The sequence below is a fragment of the Candidatus Aeolococcus gillhamiae genome (assembly GCF_016464765.1).
In the GTDB taxonomy this organism is placed as follows: domain Bacteria; phylum Chloroflexota; class Dormibacteria; order Aeolococcales; family Aeolococcaceae; genus Aeolococcus; species Aeolococcus gillhamiae.
In genome coordinates, this window is the sequence record NZ_JAEKNS010000152.1 from 1 (window position 1) to 15,428 (window position 15,428).

Sequence of the window (15,428 nt, forward strand, 5' to 3'; positions counted from 1 at the left end):
GATCGGCTGCGCGTCCACATCTCCAAAGCCGCGCGCTCTTCGGTGGTCGGCAATAACGGGGGCGAGGGGTGATTTGCCATACCCGGAAGCGTGCATCATCTCCCACCCATCCGTCTACCTATTCCCCTTCCAGCGCACTAGATCTTGTAGCGCTCCAGCAGGCCGCGGGCGATGATCAGCTTCTGGATCTCGTTGGTGCCCTCGCCGATCACCAGCATCGGGGCGTCGCGGTAGAGCCGCTCCACCTGGTATTCCTTGGAGAAGCCGTAGCCGCCGTGGATGCGCATCGCTTCGGCGACGGTCTCAAAGCAGGTCTCGGTGGCGAAAAGCTTGGCCATGCCGCACTCGACGTCGGCGCGCTCGCCGGCGTCCTTCTTGCGCGCCGCCATCTGGGTCATCAGGCGCGCGGCGGTGATGTTGGTGGCCATGTCGGCGAGCTTGAGCTGGATCGCCTGGTGCTTGGCGATGGGGACGCCGAACGCGTGGCGCTGCTGGGCATATTCGATGGAGAGCTCGAAGGCGCGCTGGGCGACGCCGACGCCGCGCGCCGCGACGTTGACCCGGCCCAGTTCGATCGCGGCCATCATCTGCTTGAACCCTTCGCCTTCGACACCGCCGAGGAGATTGGTGGCCGGTTGGCGGTTGTCCTCGAAGACGAGCTCGGTGGTCTCCACCCCCTTGTAGCCGAGCTTCTCGATGCGCTTGGTGGAGCGGAAGCCGTCATACGTCTTCTCGGCGAGGATGCATGACATCCCCTTCCACGTCGGCTTGGCGTCGGGATCGGTCTTGACCAGCGTCGCCACCACCGTGGAGTGCTCGCCGTTGGTGGCCCACATCTTGGTGCCGTTGATGACGTAGTCGTCGCCATCGCGGCGCGCGCGGGTCTCGATGGCCTGCACGTCGCTGCCGCAGTTTGGTTCGCTCATCGAGAAGCCGCCGTGCATCTCGCCCGTCGCCAGCTTCGGAAGGAAGCGCTGCTTCTGCTCGTCGGTGCCGAACTGCTCGACGAGGTAGCTGACGATGAAGTGCGTGTTGATCACGCCGGTCACCGACATCCAGCCGCGGGCGATCTCCTCGCAGCACATCGCGTACGTCTCGAAGTCGAGGCCGGAACCGCCGTACTGCTCGGGGATGGCGAAGCCGAAGAAGCCGAGCTCCTTCATCTTGGCGACGATCTGGGTGGGGTACTCGTCGTCGTGGTCCAGCTGGTGGACGACGGGGATGATCTCGCGCTCGACGAAATCGCGGACCAGGCCGACGATCTCGCGCTGTTCGGGACGCACCTCGACACTCATGGCCGCGACTCTACGGCTGCGGTGCGTTGGGCCGGGTCGGGGGCGCCGGCCGTCACCGCCGCGCAGCGGTCCGATGCGATGCGCACCGCGCGTGGATCGATGTCGGCGGCCACCACCTCACACCCGGCAAGGAGGGCGGCCACCGCAGATGAGCCGCTGCCCACGAAGGGGTCGCACACCATCATGCCCGGCTCGGCGCTGCCGGCGAGCATGCGGCTGAACAGCGCCACCGGCTTCTGGGTTGGATAGGCGCCGCGATGGATGCGCTTGATCGGCCACACGTCGGCAAGGTCGCGACGGGAGAGGCGCCGGTGACCCTTGGTGGCGAACACGATGGTCTCGTGACGGCGCCGGAAGTAGTGGCCCATGCCCAGGTTCACTTTGTCCCACACGATCAGATTCTTGACCGCGAAGACCTCGCGCATCAGGTGCCCGAGCGACAGCAGCGAGAAGCTGTCGAACATGACGTAGATGTGGCCGCCGTCGCGCATCACACGGTGGCACTCACGCAGGAAGGCCAGGAAGGTGTCCGGGTCGTCGCGGAACTCGGTGAACCAGCGCTGGTTGGCCGCGTCGCTGTAGCGCCCCACGATCCGTCCGTTGCCGAACGACATGTGCTGGTTCATGCCGCTGTAGGCCGGATCGGTGGTGACGACGTCGACGGATCCTTCGGGGAGCGACGCCAACAAGCGCATGCAGTCGGACTGCTCCACGCGCCACGGAGCTGCCAGCGGCTGTTCCAGCGCGGTCATGCCGCAACGCTACCAGCGAATCCGAGCTGCTGGCGGGCCTAGCCGAAAGCCGCTACAGTTGACTCGTTCCGCAGGCAACATGAGTGGAGGGCAGACCATGGCAGCGACTGTTGCGCTCCTGGCGCGTCCCACCGCCGTCGTTCCCGGTCCCGCCCGCTAACTCAGGCGGTTCGCGGTCGCCCTGTGCGACCGATCCCACGCGAGGCCGGGTGTTCCTTCACTCGGAGTTGCTCGTGCAGACAATCCCTTCGAACCTGTCCCGCCTGGGGTGGGACGCTTCCCACGCGGCCGCGTTGCGCGCGTCCGCCCACGCGTCCGCCGTTCCCGCCCGGGTTGCGCTCGTCTCGGCGCAGCGCCTCGTCGTCATCGGCGAGGACGACCTGCGCGAGGTCACCGTCTCCGGGGGTGTGCGCGCGGCGCCGCCCGAAGGCGGCATCACCACCGGCGACTGGGTGGCCGTCGCTGACGAGGTCGTGGTCGCGGTCCTGCCACGCCGCAGCGTCCTGCTGCGCCGCGCCGCCGGCGCCGCGGTGACCGCCCAGGCCGTCGCGGCCAACGTCGACACGGTGTTCATCGCGGTGCCACTGGGCATCCCGGTCGGCGTACGCCGGCTGGAGCGCAGCCTGGCCATCGCCTGGTCGAGCGGCGCGCGTCCGGTGGTTCTGCTCACCAAGGCCGACCTCAGCGCCGACCTTGCTGCCGACCTGGACGCCGCCGGTGCGGCCGCGGCGGCCGCGCAGGTCATCGCCGTCAGCGCCGCCGGTCTCGGGCTCGACGCAATGCGCGCGGTGCAGCTGCCCTCCCAGACCGGGGCCATCGTCGGCCCCAGCGGTGCCGGCAAGTCGACGCTGGTCAACGCGCTGCGCGGCAACGACCAGCTGGCCACCGCCGCGGTCCGCGCGGACGGGCGCGGACGGCACACCACCACGCACCGCGAGCTGCTCGAGCTGCCCGGCGGCGCGCTGCTCATCGACACGCCGGGCATGCGCGAGATGGGGGTGTGGGACGCGCAGGCAGGCATCGACGCGGTCTTCGGCGAGCTCACAGCAATCGCCGAGCGCTGCCGCTTCAACGACTGCGCCCACCAGGGTGAGCCCGGGTGTGCCGTGCAGGCGGCTGCCCAGGACGACCCGGGCATCCTCGACCGCCTGGCCTCGATGCACAAGCTGGAACGGGAGCAGCGCCACCTCGACGAGCAGGTCGATGTCCGCCTTCGCGCGGAGTCGCGCAGGCAGCATCGTCGCCGGGCGCGCGCCCTGCGCAACCAACCCCATCATTGATGGGGCCGTGGTCAGTGGGCGCGGCGGTAGGTCACCGTGATCACCCGGCGGGGTCGGCCCGAGGTGTTGGCCGTGCCGCTGTGCCAGAGGTGGGAGCTGAACACCAGGACGTCCCCGGCCGGGCCGGTGATGCACACCTCCTCGCGATGCCGGGCGTGCGGGTCGGAGAGGTTCTTCGGCGGGATCGACCCCGAACGGTGGCTGCCCGGGACCAGCCGGGGTGGCCCGTTGCCGGCGCTGACGTCGTCAAGGAAGAACATCGCCTGGACCTGCTGGTCGTGGCCGGGTGCGATCGGCCCCGCCCAGTCCACGTGCAGACCCTGCTGTGCGGTGGGCCCGACCGGGTTGCGCATCAGCGTGCCCACCACCAGCGGGTCGGGCCCGAGCAGCTCGGACACGGCCTCGAGGACCGCCGTGGACGCGGCCAGCGTCTGCGCCGGTTCGCCGATCACTCCCGCGTCGCGGATCCAGACCGTGCCGGCGCGGACGTCGACCCCCTCGGCGCCGGTCTCCACTGCGTTGTCCACAGCCGTCCGCAGGGTGGCCAGGGCGGCGGCGTCGAGCCCGCCGGGGATCACCGCGTAGCCGACAGTCCTGATCGAGGTCATGCCGGCGGCCAAGAGTAATCGTCACATCGGCCTGGGTGGATTTTTCGCCAGTCACAGCCGGCCAGACACCTCCGACGTTTCCGTAACGGCTGCGCGAGGCGAGTAAAAGATGTAACAAACTATGCTACGTTTGCTCCGCCTGACGCGTTCAGGCAGTCACAAACCATCTGATCAAGGAGCAAGCAGACATGACCGGACCTCTCAAGGTGGCAGTCGCGGGATTTTCGGCCGCGCTGGTGATGGGAGCGTTCTCTGGCGCGGCCCTGGCCTCTTCTCAGGCGCACGGCGGGCCCACAAACGCCAAGCAGGTGAGTGCGTCGTGCTCGGCGTCCGGCAACAATCTGATCCAGGACATCTCGTTCACCACCAACCAGGGCACCTCGACCTCGCTGAGCGGTCACGTCGCCACTCCCGACCACGTCGTGGTCGCGTTCACAGTCCCGGCCGCCTGCACCCTCGATGAGGCCTCGATCGTCTCGTACCAGGCGCCCAGCGGCACCTTCGACGCCAATACGGCTTCGCAGCAGACGGTGTTCCGCTCCCAGAGCGGCACCAACCTGGCGGCCGGTCGCCACACCCTTGCCGTCGATGTTCCCGCCTGCTACTTCCAGGTGGACTTCGTCCGCGGAGCGGTCATCGCGCACCTCGGCCCGCAGGGGTCGAACAACTTCTACAACGCGCAGGGGCGCCTCATCGCCTCCGCCAATGGCGGCAGCAAGTCGTGCAGCGCCGGCGGCACGGGCGGCACCACCGACAGCGTCTGCGCCAGCTCCAGCCCGCAGCTGAGCGACGTCAGCTTCCTTCTCGGCGGCAGCAAGACGGTGAGCAACCTGCGCGGCCAGGCGGCCGCCGGCGAGATCGTCAAGGCGACCTTCACGGTCCCGGCCAACTGCTCGATGCAGCTCAGCCTGGCCTCGTACACCGCACCGCTGCCCTACTTCACGACGGCGAGCGCTCCGCAGCAGACGCTGTTCGACTCCCAGACCGGCACCTTCACAGGCGGCGTTCACTCGATGAGCATCACCCTGCCGACGTGCATGTACCAAGTCGACTTCGTGCACGGCGCGGTGCTGAGCCACTTTGGGCCCGACTTCTACGAGGGCCGCCTCATCAGCGCCGACAACGGCGGCACCACTTCGTGCAGCGCGACCACAAGCACACCGACACCGACGCCTTTGCCGAAGAACACTCCCACGCCGACCCCAACCCCCACGCACACCACCCCGGGCCCGGTGACCACCCCGACCCCCAGCGGCAGCGTGCTGGCGGTCAAGGCCACCCCGACTCCGGCGATGGCCGTGCTCGGCACCAGCACCTCCACCCCGGACACCGGCACCCACCTGGCGATCGGCACGGCCGCGCTGCTCGCCGTGACCGGCCTCCTCTTCCTCGGCCTCGCCAGGATCCGCCCCGAGGAGATCTAACCCAGCAACGACCACCGGAAGGGAATCAGAAGGGCCGGGAGCAAAGCGCTCGCGGCCTTTCTCCGTTCAACCGCCCTGACCGGCTACCACGAGAGGAGAGGGGACGGCAGGGGCGTAGAGAGACATCGCCGGAGCAGCGCAGAGACCCACTGGCGAAGCCAGGGGCTCTGCAGCGGCCGCGAAGGCTGCGAACGAAGCCCCTGTCGTCCCCTCTCCGACTCACACGGGGAGAGGGCAGACGGCTCCTATCCCGCGACCGCCTCAGCAGCCTCCTCACGCGGCGACGGTGTCAGCCCGGCGGCCCGGCCACGCAGCTCGAACTGCATGGCCATCTTCCGCGACGCCTCGTCGATCATCTCGTCGCCGAGCATGACCGCGCCGCGACGCTCCACCTCCGTGGCGTGACGGTACGCCTCGAGGATCTGCACGGCCTTGTCGAAGTCCTCCTGGCTCGGTGTGAACACCTCGTTGGCGGGCTCGATCTGGCCGGGGTGGAGCACCCACTTGCCGTCGTAGCCGAGCGCCGCGGCCCGTCCCGCGGCTTCGCGGAAGCCCTCGATGTCACGGATGAGGAGGTAGGGACCGTCGATCACCTGGATGCCCGCGGCCCGGGCGGCGACGGCCAGCTTGAAGAGCACGTAGTGAAAGATGTCGCCCGGGTAGTTGTAGCTGTTGGCGACGGTCAGCGAGGGCAGCTGCATGTTCGCCGAGAAGTCGGCAGGCCCGTAGGTGATGGTCTCGATCCGCTTGCTGGCGAAGGCGATCTCCTCGGCACTCATGAGCCCGAGCGCGTCCTCCACCTGGGCCTCGATGCCGATGCTGCCCAGCTCGTAGCCGAGCGTCTGTTCGAGGCTGCCGAGCGCGCGGTCGACGAAGGCGATGTCACCGGCGTTCTGGACCTTCGGGACCATGATGCAGTCGAGCACGTCGCCGGCCCCGGTGACGATCTCGCGGATGTCGTCCAGCGCGAACTGGCTGCTCACCTGGTTGATGCGCACCACGCGCACCTTGCCCTGCCAGTCGTGGGTGCGCAGCGCCTCGACGACCTTGCCGCGCGCCGCCGGCTTTTCCAGCGGCGCGCAGGCGTCCTCGAGGTCGAGGAACACCTCGTCCGCGGCCGACGCCGCCGCCTTCTCCATCATCCTCGGGTTGCTGCCCGGGCAGGCGAGCACGGATCGGCGCAGACGCGTCGGCATGGCTCCTCCTCCTAGGCGCCGGTGGACGGCGCGTCGCCACCCTCGTCCGGCGTCGGGGAATTGTCGGGGTGGTCGTCGGGTGCCGGTGGCCGGGGGCGGTCGTCGTACGACTCGCTGGCGCCCGTGGACGGTGGGGCGCTGCCGAAGCCGGGCAGCTGGCCGGAGACATCCGGGGTGCCGTCCGGGCTCATCGGGAAGCCGAGACCGCTGAACAGCTTGGCCAGCTCGTCGGGGCCGCCGAGGTCCTCCTGGACGCGGTCCATCATGCGCATCAGCAGCTCCTGGATCTGGGGATCGCCGGCGAGCTTCTCCTGGACTCCGCCGAGCTGGCCGAGGAGGTCCTTCACCGCCGCCTCCTGGGCCACCTGCATCAGCACCGGCTGGCTCGACGCGGCCACCACGGTCTGCGACTGCTCGCGAAGGATCTCGAAGCCGCGACAGGCCAGGCAGGTTCCCTGGTGCTGGCAGCGGCACAGCTGGTTCTTGAGGCGATCGAGCTCGCGGTGCAGCCCGCTGAGATCGACGCCCCCGCCTTCTTCAGCTTCAGCCATGTGCTGATCCTAGTGCAGCGCGACTTCCGGGGCCCTGCTCTCCAGGCTGGGTGCAACCGCGGCGGCGGCGCCGGCGGGTCCCGCCCAGCGCGGCAGGCGGTCCGCCGGGAAGGCCGCCTTGGCGAACAGCAGCTGCACGTCGGAGATGCGCCGCTCGGTGAAGCCCGCCTCACAGAGCGAGAGGTACAGCACCCAGAAGCGCCGGAAGCGCTCGTCGAAGCGGGGATCGAGGCGGCCTGCGTTGCCGAGGAAGTTGGCCCGCCAGGCGGCCAGCGTCAGCGGGTAGCTCGAGGTGATGTCCTCGAGGTCGACAAGCTGGAGGTCGCTCTTCTCGGCGGCGTCGATGAGCGACTCCAGGGAGGGGCAGATCCCGCCAGGAAAGACGTGCGCGTTGATGAATGTCGAGGTGCCTCGCGTCGCCAGGAAGGAGCGGTGCGGCTGGCAGATCGCCTGGATGGCGGCCAGGCCGTCGGCCGTCAGCAGCCGGTTGCAGACCTCGAAGTAGGTGCCGAAGTAGCGCCAGCCGATGGCCTCGATCATCTCCACGGACACCAGCTTGGTGAACCTGCCGCGGAGGTCGCGGTAGTCCTCGAGGAGCACAGTCACGCGGTCCTCGACGCCGTGCCGGCGCACCCGCTCGCGAGCGAGCCGGTGCTGCTCGGTGCTGATCGTTGTGGTGGTGACCCGGCAGCCGTACGTCTGCGCCGCGTACACCGCGAGTCCGCCCCAGCCCGAGCCGATCTCTACGAGGTGATCGGACGGCCCCAACTGCAGCTTGCGGCAGAGCCGGTCGATCTTGGCGATCGACGCCTCGTGCAGGGTGGAGTGCGCGCTCTCGAAGATGCCGCTGGAGTACGACATGGTGTCGTCGAGCATCAGCTCGAACAGGTCGTTGCCGATGTCGTAGTGCTGTCCGATGTTCTCCCGGCTGCGCTCGCGCGTGTTGCGATGGAGCCACTCGCCGGCGTTGCGCAGCGGCCGCAGCAGCGGGTTGATGGCGGCCTGGACGCGGTCGAGGGTGTCGAGGTTGCGGATCGCCAGCCGTACCACCGCGACGAGGTCGTCGCAATCCCAGGCGCCCTCGGCGTAGCTGCGCGCGGCGCCGATGCTGCCGCGCAACAGCGAGCGGTAGAAGCTCGCCCGGTGCACGCGCAGCACCGCCCGGACAGGGAAGGTCGCCATCGACCCGAAGCGATGGCGGAGGCCGCCGTCTTCGACGATCTCGAGCTCGCCGTTGCGTATCGACGAGAAGACGCGCAGCGCGACGGCGCGCACCGCAGCGTCGATCCGGGGGAGCTCACTGAGGGTCGGTGCCGGACGCAGGCTCGGCGCGACTGCGGTCATGCGGCGGCGTGCTCCTCGGAGATGTGGTGAGGATGGGGATGGTAGGGAACTCGCTTGCGCCACAGGTGGAGCGCCTGCCAGTAGATGCCTCCGAGCACTCGCAGTGACATGGGCGGATTGCGGAGCAGGAGCCCGGCCATGGTGGCGCGAGTGAGCGGGCGCCGGCGTAGGGCGATGCCCGTCTGTAGGACGAGCTCCGCGCCGTCGGCCACGTCGATGGCCACAGCGACGCCCGCCCGCGGCCGGCTCAGCCGCCAGCGGTACTCGAGCGCCATGGGCAGGAAAGGCGAGACGTGGAGCTCCTTGGGCAACCGTCCGGCGTGGACGCGCTCGTCGCCGCGCATGTCGAGCACGTAGTGGGTGCGCTCACGCCACGGGGTGCTAGTCACCTCGAGCACCGCCCACTGCAGCGTCTCGCCGTCGCTGTCGAAGCAGTAGTACACAGAGATGGGGTTGAACCCCTTGCCCAGGTACCTGCAGTGGGTGAGCAGGCGCACCGGGCCCGAGGGCCGGGAGCCGGTGCGTTCGGCGACCAGCTCGCGCACCCAGGCGTCGAGCGGTTGCGACGGATCGCCCGGGTAGTCGCTCCGTCGCCAGCGCGCCAACGCGGGACGTGTGGTCGACCACAAGAGGCGGTGCGAGAACACCTCGTCGAGCTCGTCAAGGTCGAGATAGAGCATGAAGACGCTATACCGGAACGAGTGCTCCACCGGCATGCGGCGACGGTGGTGCACAGATCCCTGATAGATGCAGCTGTGCCGGATCACGAGAGGCTGGCACCGAAGTGCGCGGCGACGCGGAGCGCCGAGTCCACGCCGTCCTCGTGGAATCCATACCCCCAGTACGCGCCGCAGAAATACGTTCGATTGGCGCCGAGAACCGACTCATGGCGATCCTGCGCGCTGACGCTGCGATGGGTGAACACGGGGTGGTGGTAGCTCAGCCGCTTGACGATCTTGGTCTCGTCGATGCCCTGGAGGTTGTTGAGGGTGACGCAGAACTGCTCGGGTGCGGTGATCGCCTGCAGCCTGTTCATGTGGTAGGTCACCGCACTGCTGCCGGTGTCGCGATCGACGACCTGGTAGTTCCAGCTCGCCCAGGCGCGGCGCCGGCGCGGCAGCACGCGCAGGTCGGTGTGCAGCGCTACCTCGTTGGTCTGGTACTCGAAGGCGCTGAGCAGCTCGCGTTCGCGCGGCGTCGCATCGCTGAGCATGCGCAGCGCCTGGTCGGAGTGGGTGGCGATGATCACGCGGTCGAATGACTCCGCCTCGCCGTGGCGCGGGCGGATCTCGACCGCGTCCTCGCTGCGCTCGATGGACATGATCGGCGCCTGCAGGCGGACCTTGCGCCGGAAGGTGCTGGTCATCGCCTCCACGTACCGCGCCGACCCGCCCGGCACCGTCGACCACCGCGGGTGGTTGCCGACCTGGAGCAGCCCGTGGTTGTCGAGGAAGCGCGCCAGGTACTTGGCGGGGAACGCGCGCGCCTCCTCCTCGGGGGCGGACCACACCGCCGCCACCTGGGGAACGATGAGCCGATCGACGAAGGTGCGCGAGTAGCGCCGTGAGTCGAGGAACTCGCCGAGGGTGGGGCCCTCGCCGAGCTGCTCGAGCAGGCGGCGCGCCTCGCGGTGGAAGCGGACCTTGTCGGCGAGCATCCGGTAGAAGCGTGGGCGCACCAGGTGCGAGCGCTTGGCGAAGATGGCGTTGGCGCTCTGGCTGCCGTACTCGAAGTCGTCGTCGCGGGAGCTGACGCTGAAGCTCATGTCGGAGGCCTGCTCACCGATCCCGAGGCGGCGCAGCAGGCGCCGGAAGTTGGGGTAGTTGGGCTCGTTGAAGACGATAAACCCAGTGTCCACCTCGTAGCGGCCGCTCTCTACCTCGACGGGGACGGTGTTGACGTGCCCGCCGGCGTAGGTGCCGGCCTCGAAGACGGTGATGTCGTGCTCGCGATGGAGCAGGTACGCGGCGACGAGCCCGGACACACCCGCGCCCACCACCGCAACCTTCACACCCGCAACATACGGCCCCGACGCCACGGCGGATCATTCCGTCGCGACCCATGAGATGCGCACAGAGGCCTGAAGGCGACGTGTGCCACGATCGCGTCATGTCGATGCGATGGCAGCAGCGCCGCGTCCGCCTTCCGTGGGGACGCCTCTCCGTACAGGTCGCGGGCGATGGGGCGCCTCTGCTCCTGCTTCATGGTCTGGGAGGCAGCGGGCGCTACTGGGCGGGCATCGGGCCACTCCTGGCCCAGAACCGCACGCTGATCGCCCCGGACCTGGCCGGCTTCGGCCGCTCCGACAAGCCAGCCATCGAGTACACCCGCGACTTTCATGTCGGGACCATCGAAGCGCTGCTCGCTGCGCTCGCCGTGGAGGGTCGCCTTGACGTCGCCGGGCATTCCATGGGCGGCATCCTCGCGGGGCTGTTCGCGGCCCGCCACGCCGACCGGGTTGCGTCCCTCGCGGTGGTCGCCTCGCCCTTTCCGCGCCGCCAGACGCATGCCTTCCGGACACCACGCGGCTTTGCCGGCAGGACGGTGTATCGCACCCTGCAGCGGCTGCTCCCGCTTGTGGCGCCGGTGGTGCGCTCGCCGGTGTTCCCGCGCGCGGTGATCGCTGACTACCTGCGCCACACGCTCGACAGCTACAAGAAGACCTCGCATGCGCTCATTTGGGACCCCACCGTTGCCGAGGAGCTGGCCACTCTCGATGAGCGCCTCCGGGGACATCCCCAGCTTCTCCTCTACTCCGACGAGGACACCACCATCGGTGCCGACAGCCTGGGCCGCTGGCAGGAGGTGCTTCCCCACGCCGAGGTGGTGGTCATATCCGGCGCCCACCAGCTCCTGCTACGCGACCACTTCGCGACGCTGGCGCGCTGGTACACCCGGGATGTGGTGTCGCCGATCGAACCGCTCGCCGCCGAGGGATCCAGGCCTAGCGCTTGAGCGCCTTGTCGAGGATGAGCACCGACGCCTCGAAGAAGATGATCAGGGGAACGAAGAGGGCGGTCGGCGTGTACGGATCGGCGCCAGGGGTCACGAGCAGCGCGGCGGCGATGATGGCAACCCAGATCGCCTTGCGCTTGCGCCGCAGCAACTTCGAGGAGACGATGCCGAGGACGCCGAGGAGGAGGACCACGACCGGCAGCTCGAAGGTGACACCGAAGGCGACGATCAACAGGAGCAGGAACGAGAGATAGGAGTTGATGTCGGGGAGGTACACGGCACTGTTGCCGAGGAACGTGGCCAGGAAGTTGAGCCCGATGGGCATCACGAAGTAGGCGAACGCGGCGCCTCCGACGAAGAGCAGCAGCGCCGATGCCACGAACGGTCCGACGAACTTCTTCTCGACCGGACGCAGACCTGGGGCAACGAATGTCCATACCTGCCAGAGGATCACGGGCAGAGCGCCCACCAGTCCCGCGACGGCGGAGATCTTCAGCGGGATGGTCAGCCCCTCGGTGGGGCTGGTGAAGATCGCCGTCGACGTGATGTGGTTGTTGGTGCGGCCCAGCACCGTTGTGAGCGGCCGCAGCAGGAAGTCGAGGATGTGGCCGTGGAAGACGACGGCGGCGACCGTCGCCGCCACCCACGCCAGCGCCGAGATGAGCAGCACGCGGCGCAGCTCCTCGAGGTGCTCGACAACGGACATCGAGCGGCCGCGATCGGCGGTCGCCTGCATCTCCTAGCGCCCGGCCGGAGTGGTGATCACCTCAGGCCGCGGTGCGGTCGTCGGCGGCCGGCGCGGCGGCGGGCAGCTTCGGCTCGGCCGCGGCGACCGGGGCCTCGGGCGTGGTCGCGGCGGCGAACTCCGCCTTGGTGTCGGCCGATGCCTTGCGGAACTCGCGGATGGCACGGCCCATCCCGGAGCCGACATCAGGGAGCTTTCCCGGGCCCCAGACGATGAGCACGACGACGAGAAGGATGGCCAGGATCCAGACGTGACCGGTGCCAATGAACGGCATGCTGCGTTACCTCCGTGAGTGATTCCTGCTGTTACGTACGCAGGGGGACTGAAACCGGATGCATGTCGAACCGCGGTCCTGTCGCGGAACCGCGGTCCTATCGCAACTAAGGGAATTGCGCGCGCGCGAGATAGCCGGAGTGCACTCGCTTGTCAACCTGCGTATTCGAAGTGATCTGCGGGCGCATGTGTCTGCGTACTTGAGCATGACCAGTTCACCGATCACGGGAGACCCATATGAAGTTGGATGACCGTCAGCTGACGGTACTCATCGAGGAGTCGCAGGACATGCAGGCCGATGCGCTGCGTGGACTCGACGACAACCTTGCAGACCTCCGCGACCTCCGGGCCGACCGTGGTCACACACCGGCCGAACCAGAAGAGATGGCGGCCTTTCTCGAAAGCCGACGAGGGGTGCTGCGCCGCCTCGGACTCACCGGAGGTGGCCTGGCCACGCGCGGGCTTCTCGGCGGAGGCCTTGCCGCCGCCTTGGTCAGCACGCTCACCAAGCCGGTGTTCGCCGACTCATCGCTGGATGTGATGATGCTGCAGACCGCGTCCTCACTTGAGCATCTGGCCGTCGCCACCTATGGCGCCGCGCTGCAGTTGCCGTTCATCTCCGGTGGCAACGCCGTCATCAAGACCTTCGCGATGACGACGATGGACCAGCACAACCAGCACAAGATGGCTTTCCAGGCACAGACGACTGCCCTGGGCGGCAAGGTGCAGAACAGCGACGATCCTGCGCTCGCGCCGATGGTAGCGACGGCGAAGGCGGCGCTGAAAGCCCCGCTCGACGTGGTGAACCTCGCGGCGCTCCTCGAGTACACCGCACGCGACACCTACCTTGCTGACGTTTCGATGTTCACAGACAAGAAGTCGCAGATGATCATGTCCACGGTCATGGGCGTCGAGACCCAGCACCTCGCGACCCTGCTCGCCGTCGCTGCTTTACTGCCCGCCAACGATCCCACGCTGATCGCCATTCCCGTCGACGCCAGCAAGCTCCCCGCCGCCGCGGGCAGCGCCGGATTCCCGGACGCGATCCCCAACACAACCCATGCCCGTCCAGCGCAGGAAGGGGCAGTGTCATGACTTTGGAGAACACAGTGAGCAAGGACTCTTCGATTCTTCACCGGGTGGCGACGGCAGCAACCGATCGCCGCACCTTCCTCGCGGGGAGCGGTGCAGCGGGTGCCGCGGTGCTAGTCGCGGCATGCGGAAGCAGCACCTCCTCGCCGAGCAGCTCCAGCAGCAGCGCGTCGTCGCCCACGCCGAGCGGCGGCGGAGACGCGGCCGTCGCGATGACCGCCGCAAGCCTCGAAGTGCTCGCCGTCGCAACCTACAAGGCGGCAGGAACGGCGGCCACGGCAGGCCACCTGGGTGCCGTGCCACCGGCGGTGGCGACCTTTGTGACGACGGTTGGCGCGCACCATCAGGCGGCTCTCGACAAGTGGAACGCCGTGCTGCAGACGGCCGGCGCTCCTGCGGTGACCGCACCGCCTGCCGACCTCAATCAGACCGTGCAGACTGCGTTCGCGGCCGTGACAGATGTGCCCGGCCTTGCCAAGCTCGCGCTCATGCTCGAGAAGACCGCGTCCGACACCTACCTGGCGGCCGGCCCGACCTTGCAGAGCAAGGATGCGATCACCCTGGCCGGGGCGCTCCAGATCGTCGACCAGATGCACGCGGCAATCCTGTACTACGTGCTCGGACAGTACCCGGTCCCCGACGTCTTCCAGAAGACGGACATGGCGTACTCCCCGCCCAAGTAACGGCTGCGGCAGGTCCGCGTCACCTCTGCGCGTGGAGGTGGCGCGGGCCGTCGCTGCACACAACGAAAGGGAACTCCGCCTTGCATCTCCGTGCACTGATTCTCGCCGTCGGCGCGGCCGGCGCGGTCGCGGCATGCGGCAGCACCGCCTCAACCGGCTCGTCCGCGCCCGCCTCCGGCGGGGCGAACACCATCACCATCAAGAATTTCGCGTTCGGACCCGCAACCCTGCACGTCAGCACAGGGACCACGGTGACTTGGACCAACAGCGACTCGACCACTCACACCACCGCGGCCGACAAGTCGGCTGCTCAGCAGTGGGACTCGGGCAACCTCACACCAAACACCTCCTACGCGGTGACCTTCGCCAAGCCGGGAACGTATTCCTTCCACTGCACCATCCACAACTACATGACCGGCACGGTGGTGGTCAGCGGGTGACGGCCCTACCGCTTGCCTGGCCGCGCCAGCCGAGAGATCGAGGAGTGGTGGCGGTCGCCAGGGTGGTCGGCGCCGGACTGCTCGTCGCGATCGGGCTCATCCACCTCTCGCTGGCGCCGACGTACATCCTGGTGGCGACGTACATCGGGATCCTCTTCTACGTCACGTGCGCAGTCGCCTGGCTCAGTGCGCTGGCCATCCTGGTCGGCGTCCGCGGCGCGTGGCTCGTCGGTGCCCTGCTCTCGGCGGGCACGATGTCCGGGCTCGTGCTCGCGTCGACGACCGGTCTCCCGGCCTTCATGGACAGCTTGTCTGCCCCGCTGGCAACGCTCTCCCTGGCGCTCGAAGGCGGCTTTCTCGCCCTGTACGCCAGCGCCGCCATTGCCCGCCGCAGTCCGGTGCTGAGCGGCCGCCGCTGAGCAACCGGGGGAGCCTGGTGGCAGGCGGCGGAGCCGATCAGGCGGTGACCGTCGCGCGGCTGTCACCGCCGCGCCTGTTGCAAGCGCAGTCCCCTGCGCTATAGTCAGCTCACGCGGGAGCCTTCGGGAACCGCTGCGCGGCCAGTGCGGCCGCCACCGTCAGAGCAGTGTCGTCGCTTGCGCTGATGCCCGAATCCATCCCGAACCGGATGCATGACGCCGGGGACTGTACCCCCACGGCGTCCGAGGTTTGACCGTCCGACTGATATCCCCGGACCTCGCTCTCGACCGTCTCCATCTCATCGTGCCCGACGGCAGTGACGCCATGGTGGTGCTCACCACGCTCGCGGACGGGGATGCGAAGGACGCCG

17 protein-coding genes are annotated in these 15,428 nt (G+C 68.5%); 7 read left to right on the top strand and 10 right to left on the bottom strand.

The window, feature by feature from the left end:
• Positions 1–137: 137 nt before the first annotated feature.
• Positions 138–1,295 carry an acyl-CoA dehydrogenase family protein gene (locus tag JF886_RS15565; RefSeq protein ID WP_337314095.1) on the bottom strand — a complete coding sequence of 386 codons (1,158 nt, stop codon included), beginning with the start codon at positions 1,293–1,295 and terminating at the stop codon, positions 138–140.
• Complete coding sequence (locus JF886_RS15570; protein WP_337314097.1) at positions 1,292–2,047, bottom strand: DNA-methyltransferase; 756 nt, start codon at positions 2,045–2,047, stop codon at positions 1,292–1,294. Before JF886_RS15570 ends, JF886_RS15565 begins: the two co-directional genes overlap by 4 nt.
• Positions 2,048–2,280: 233 nt before the next feature.
• Here JF886_RS15570 and rsgA point away from each other — a divergent pair, with 233 nt between their 5' ends.
• The gene (rsgA, locus tag JF886_RS15575) at positions 2,281–3,327 is read left to right on the top strand and encodes a ribosome small subunit-dependent GTPase A (protein WP_337314098.1); all 1,047 of its coding nucleotides are present in this window, start codon (positions 2,281–2,283) and stop codon (positions 3,325–3,327) included.
• Positions 3,328–3,338: 11 nt separating this feature from the next.
• On the opposite strand, the gene JF886_RS15580 is transcribed toward rsgA, so the two are convergent.
• Positions 3,339–3,935 (bottom strand): phytanoyl-CoA dioxygenase family protein, encoded by a 597-nt coding sequence (locus JF886_RS15580; protein WP_337314099.1) that lies wholly within the window; start codon positions 3,933–3,935, stop codon positions 3,339–3,341.
• A gap of 188 nt (positions 3,936–4,123) precedes the next feature.
• On the opposite strand from JF886_RS15580, the gene JF886_RS15585 reads away from it, so the two are divergent.
• Positions 4,124–5,359, top strand: a complete 1,236-nt coding sequence (locus JF886_RS15585; protein WP_337314101.1) for a hypothetical protein — start codon at positions 4,124–4,126, stop codon at positions 5,357–5,359.
• Between the two features lie 245 nt (positions 5,360–5,604).
• Here JF886_RS15585 and JF886_RS15590 read toward each other — a convergent pair whose 3' ends face one another.
• From JF886_RS15590 to JF886_RS15610, 5 genes are read right to left on the bottom strand one after another with little or no spacing between them, the layout of a single operon-like run.
• Entirely contained in the window at positions 5,605–6,555 is a 951-nt protein-coding gene (locus JF886_RS15590; RefSeq protein WP_337314103.1) for an HpcH/HpaI aldolase/citrate lyase family protein, read from the bottom strand.
• 11 nt (positions 6,556–6,566) lie between these two features.
• Entirely contained in the window at positions 6,567–7,106 is a 540-nt protein-coding gene (locus JF886_RS15595) for a hypothetical protein (protein ID WP_337314105.1), read from the bottom strand.
• Positions 7,107–7,115: 9 nt separating this feature from the next.
• Positions 7,116–8,450 (bottom strand): class I SAM-dependent methyltransferase, encoded by a 1,335-nt coding sequence (locus JF886_RS15600; RefSeq protein WP_337314107.1) that lies wholly within the window; start codon positions 8,448–8,450, stop codon positions 7,116–7,118.
• Complete coding sequence (locus JF886_RS15605) at positions 8,447–9,217, bottom strand: DUF1365 domain-containing protein (protein ID WP_337314109.1); 771 nt, start codon at positions 9,215–9,217, stop codon at positions 8,447–8,449. Before JF886_RS15605 ends, JF886_RS15600 begins: the two co-directional genes overlap by 4 nt.
• Entirely contained in the window at positions 9,214–10,461 is a 1,248-nt protein-coding gene (locus tag JF886_RS15610) for an NAD(P)/FAD-dependent oxidoreductase (protein WP_337314111.1), read from the bottom strand. The genes JF886_RS15605 and JF886_RS15610 overlap by 4 nt, the downstream gene beginning before the upstream one ends.
• Before the next feature lie 98 nt (positions 10,462–10,559).
• Between JF886_RS15610 and JF886_RS15615 the strand changes: the two genes are divergently transcribed.
• Positions 10,560–11,405: an alpha/beta fold hydrolase gene (locus tag JF886_RS15615; RefSeq protein WP_337314113.1), complete on the top strand. Its 846-nt coding sequence runs from the start codon at positions 10,560–10,562 to the stop codon at positions 11,403–11,405.
• Here JF886_RS15615 and tatC read toward each other — a convergent pair.
• Both tatC and JF886_RS15625 read right to left on the bottom strand, forming a co-directional pair.
• On the bottom strand, positions 11,395–12,141 hold the full coding sequence (tatC, locus tag JF886_RS15620; RefSeq protein ID WP_337314115.1) for a twin-arginine translocase subunit TatC: 747 nt from the start codon (positions 12,139–12,141) through the stop codon (positions 11,395–11,397). The two genes, JF886_RS15615 and tatC, sit on opposite strands and share 11 nt — an antisense overlap.
• A 31-nt stretch (positions 12,142–12,172) precedes the next feature.
• Positions 12,173–12,424: a Sec-independent protein translocase subunit TatA/TatB gene (locus JF886_RS15625; protein ID WP_337314117.1), complete on the bottom strand. Its 252-nt coding sequence runs from the start codon at positions 12,422–12,424 to the stop codon at positions 12,173–12,175.
• A 287-nt stretch (positions 12,425–12,711) separates the two neighbouring features.
• Here JF886_RS15625 and JF886_RS15630 point away from each other — a divergent pair, with 287 nt between their 5' ends.
• From JF886_RS15630 to JF886_RS15645, 4 genes are all read left to right on the top strand, one after another.
• A complete protein-coding gene (locus JF886_RS15630) occupies positions 12,712–13,518 on the top strand; it encodes a ferritin-like domain-containing protein (protein ID WP_337314119.1) in 807 nt (268 codons plus the stop codon).
• Between the two features lie 14 nt (positions 13,519–13,532).
• Complete coding sequence (locus JF886_RS15635; RefSeq protein WP_337314121.1) at positions 13,533–14,198, top strand: ferritin-like domain-containing protein; 666 nt, start codon at positions 13,533–13,535, stop codon at positions 14,196–14,198.
• An 80-nt stretch (positions 14,199–14,278) separates the two neighbouring features.
• Positions 14,279–14,638 (top strand): cupredoxin domain-containing protein, encoded by a 360-nt coding sequence (locus JF886_RS15640; protein WP_337314122.1) that lies wholly within the window; start codon positions 14,279–14,281, stop codon positions 14,636–14,638.
• Positions 14,639–14,685: 47 nt separating this feature from the next.
• Entirely contained in the window at positions 14,686–15,057 is a 372-nt protein-coding gene (locus tag JF886_RS15645) for a hypothetical protein (protein ID WP_337314124.1), read from the top strand.
• Positions 15,058–15,428: the final 371 nt, after the last annotated feature.

What these genes read in the sequence shown, in the direction of transcription:
- JF886_RS15565 (WP_337314095.1), bottom strand. Translation starts at nt 1,295, where the DNA reads ATGAGTGTCGAGGTGCGTCCCGAACAGCGCGAGATCGTCGGCCTGGTC.
- JF886_RS15570 (WP_337314097.1), bottom strand. Translation starts at nt 2,047, where the DNA reads ATGACCGCGCTGGAACAGCCGCTGGCAGCTCCGTGGCGCGTGGAGCAG.
- JF886_RS15580 (WP_337314099.1), bottom strand. Translation starts at nt 3,935, where the DNA reads ATGACCTCGATCAGGACTGTCGGCTACGCGGTGATCCCCGGCGGGCTC.
- JF886_RS15585 (WP_337314101.1), top strand. Translation starts at nt 4,124, where the DNA reads ATGACCGGACCTCTCAAGGTGGCAGTCGCGGGATTTTCGGCCGCGCTG.
- JF886_RS15590 (WP_337314103.1), bottom strand. Translation starts at nt 6,555, where the DNA reads ATGCCGACGCGTCTGCGCCGATCCGTGCTCGCCTGCCCGGGCAGCAAC.
- JF886_RS15595 (WP_337314105.1), bottom strand. Translation starts at nt 7,106, where the DNA reads ATGGCTGAAGCTGAAGAAGGCGGGGGCGTCGATCTCAGCGGGCTGCAC.
- JF886_RS15600 (WP_337314107.1), bottom strand. Translation starts at nt 8,450, where the DNA reads ATGACCGCAGTCGCGCCGAGCCTGCGTCCGGCACCGACCCTCAGTGAG.
- JF886_RS15615 (WP_337314113.1), top strand. Translation starts at nt 10,560, where the DNA reads ATGTCGATGCGATGGCAGCAGCGCCGCGTCCGCCTTCCGTGGGGACGC.
- tatC (WP_337314115.1), bottom strand. Translation starts at nt 12,141, where the DNA reads ATGCAGGCGACCGCCGATCGCGGCCGCTCGATGTCCGTTGTCGAGCAC.
- JF886_RS15625 (WP_337314117.1), bottom strand. Translation starts at nt 12,424, where the DNA reads ATGCCGTTCATTGGCACCGGTCACGTCTGGATCCTGGCCATCCTTCTC.
- JF886_RS15630 (WP_337314119.1), top strand. Translation starts at nt 12,712, where the DNA reads ATGCAGGCCGATGCGCTGCGTGGACTCGACGACAACCTTGCAGACCTC.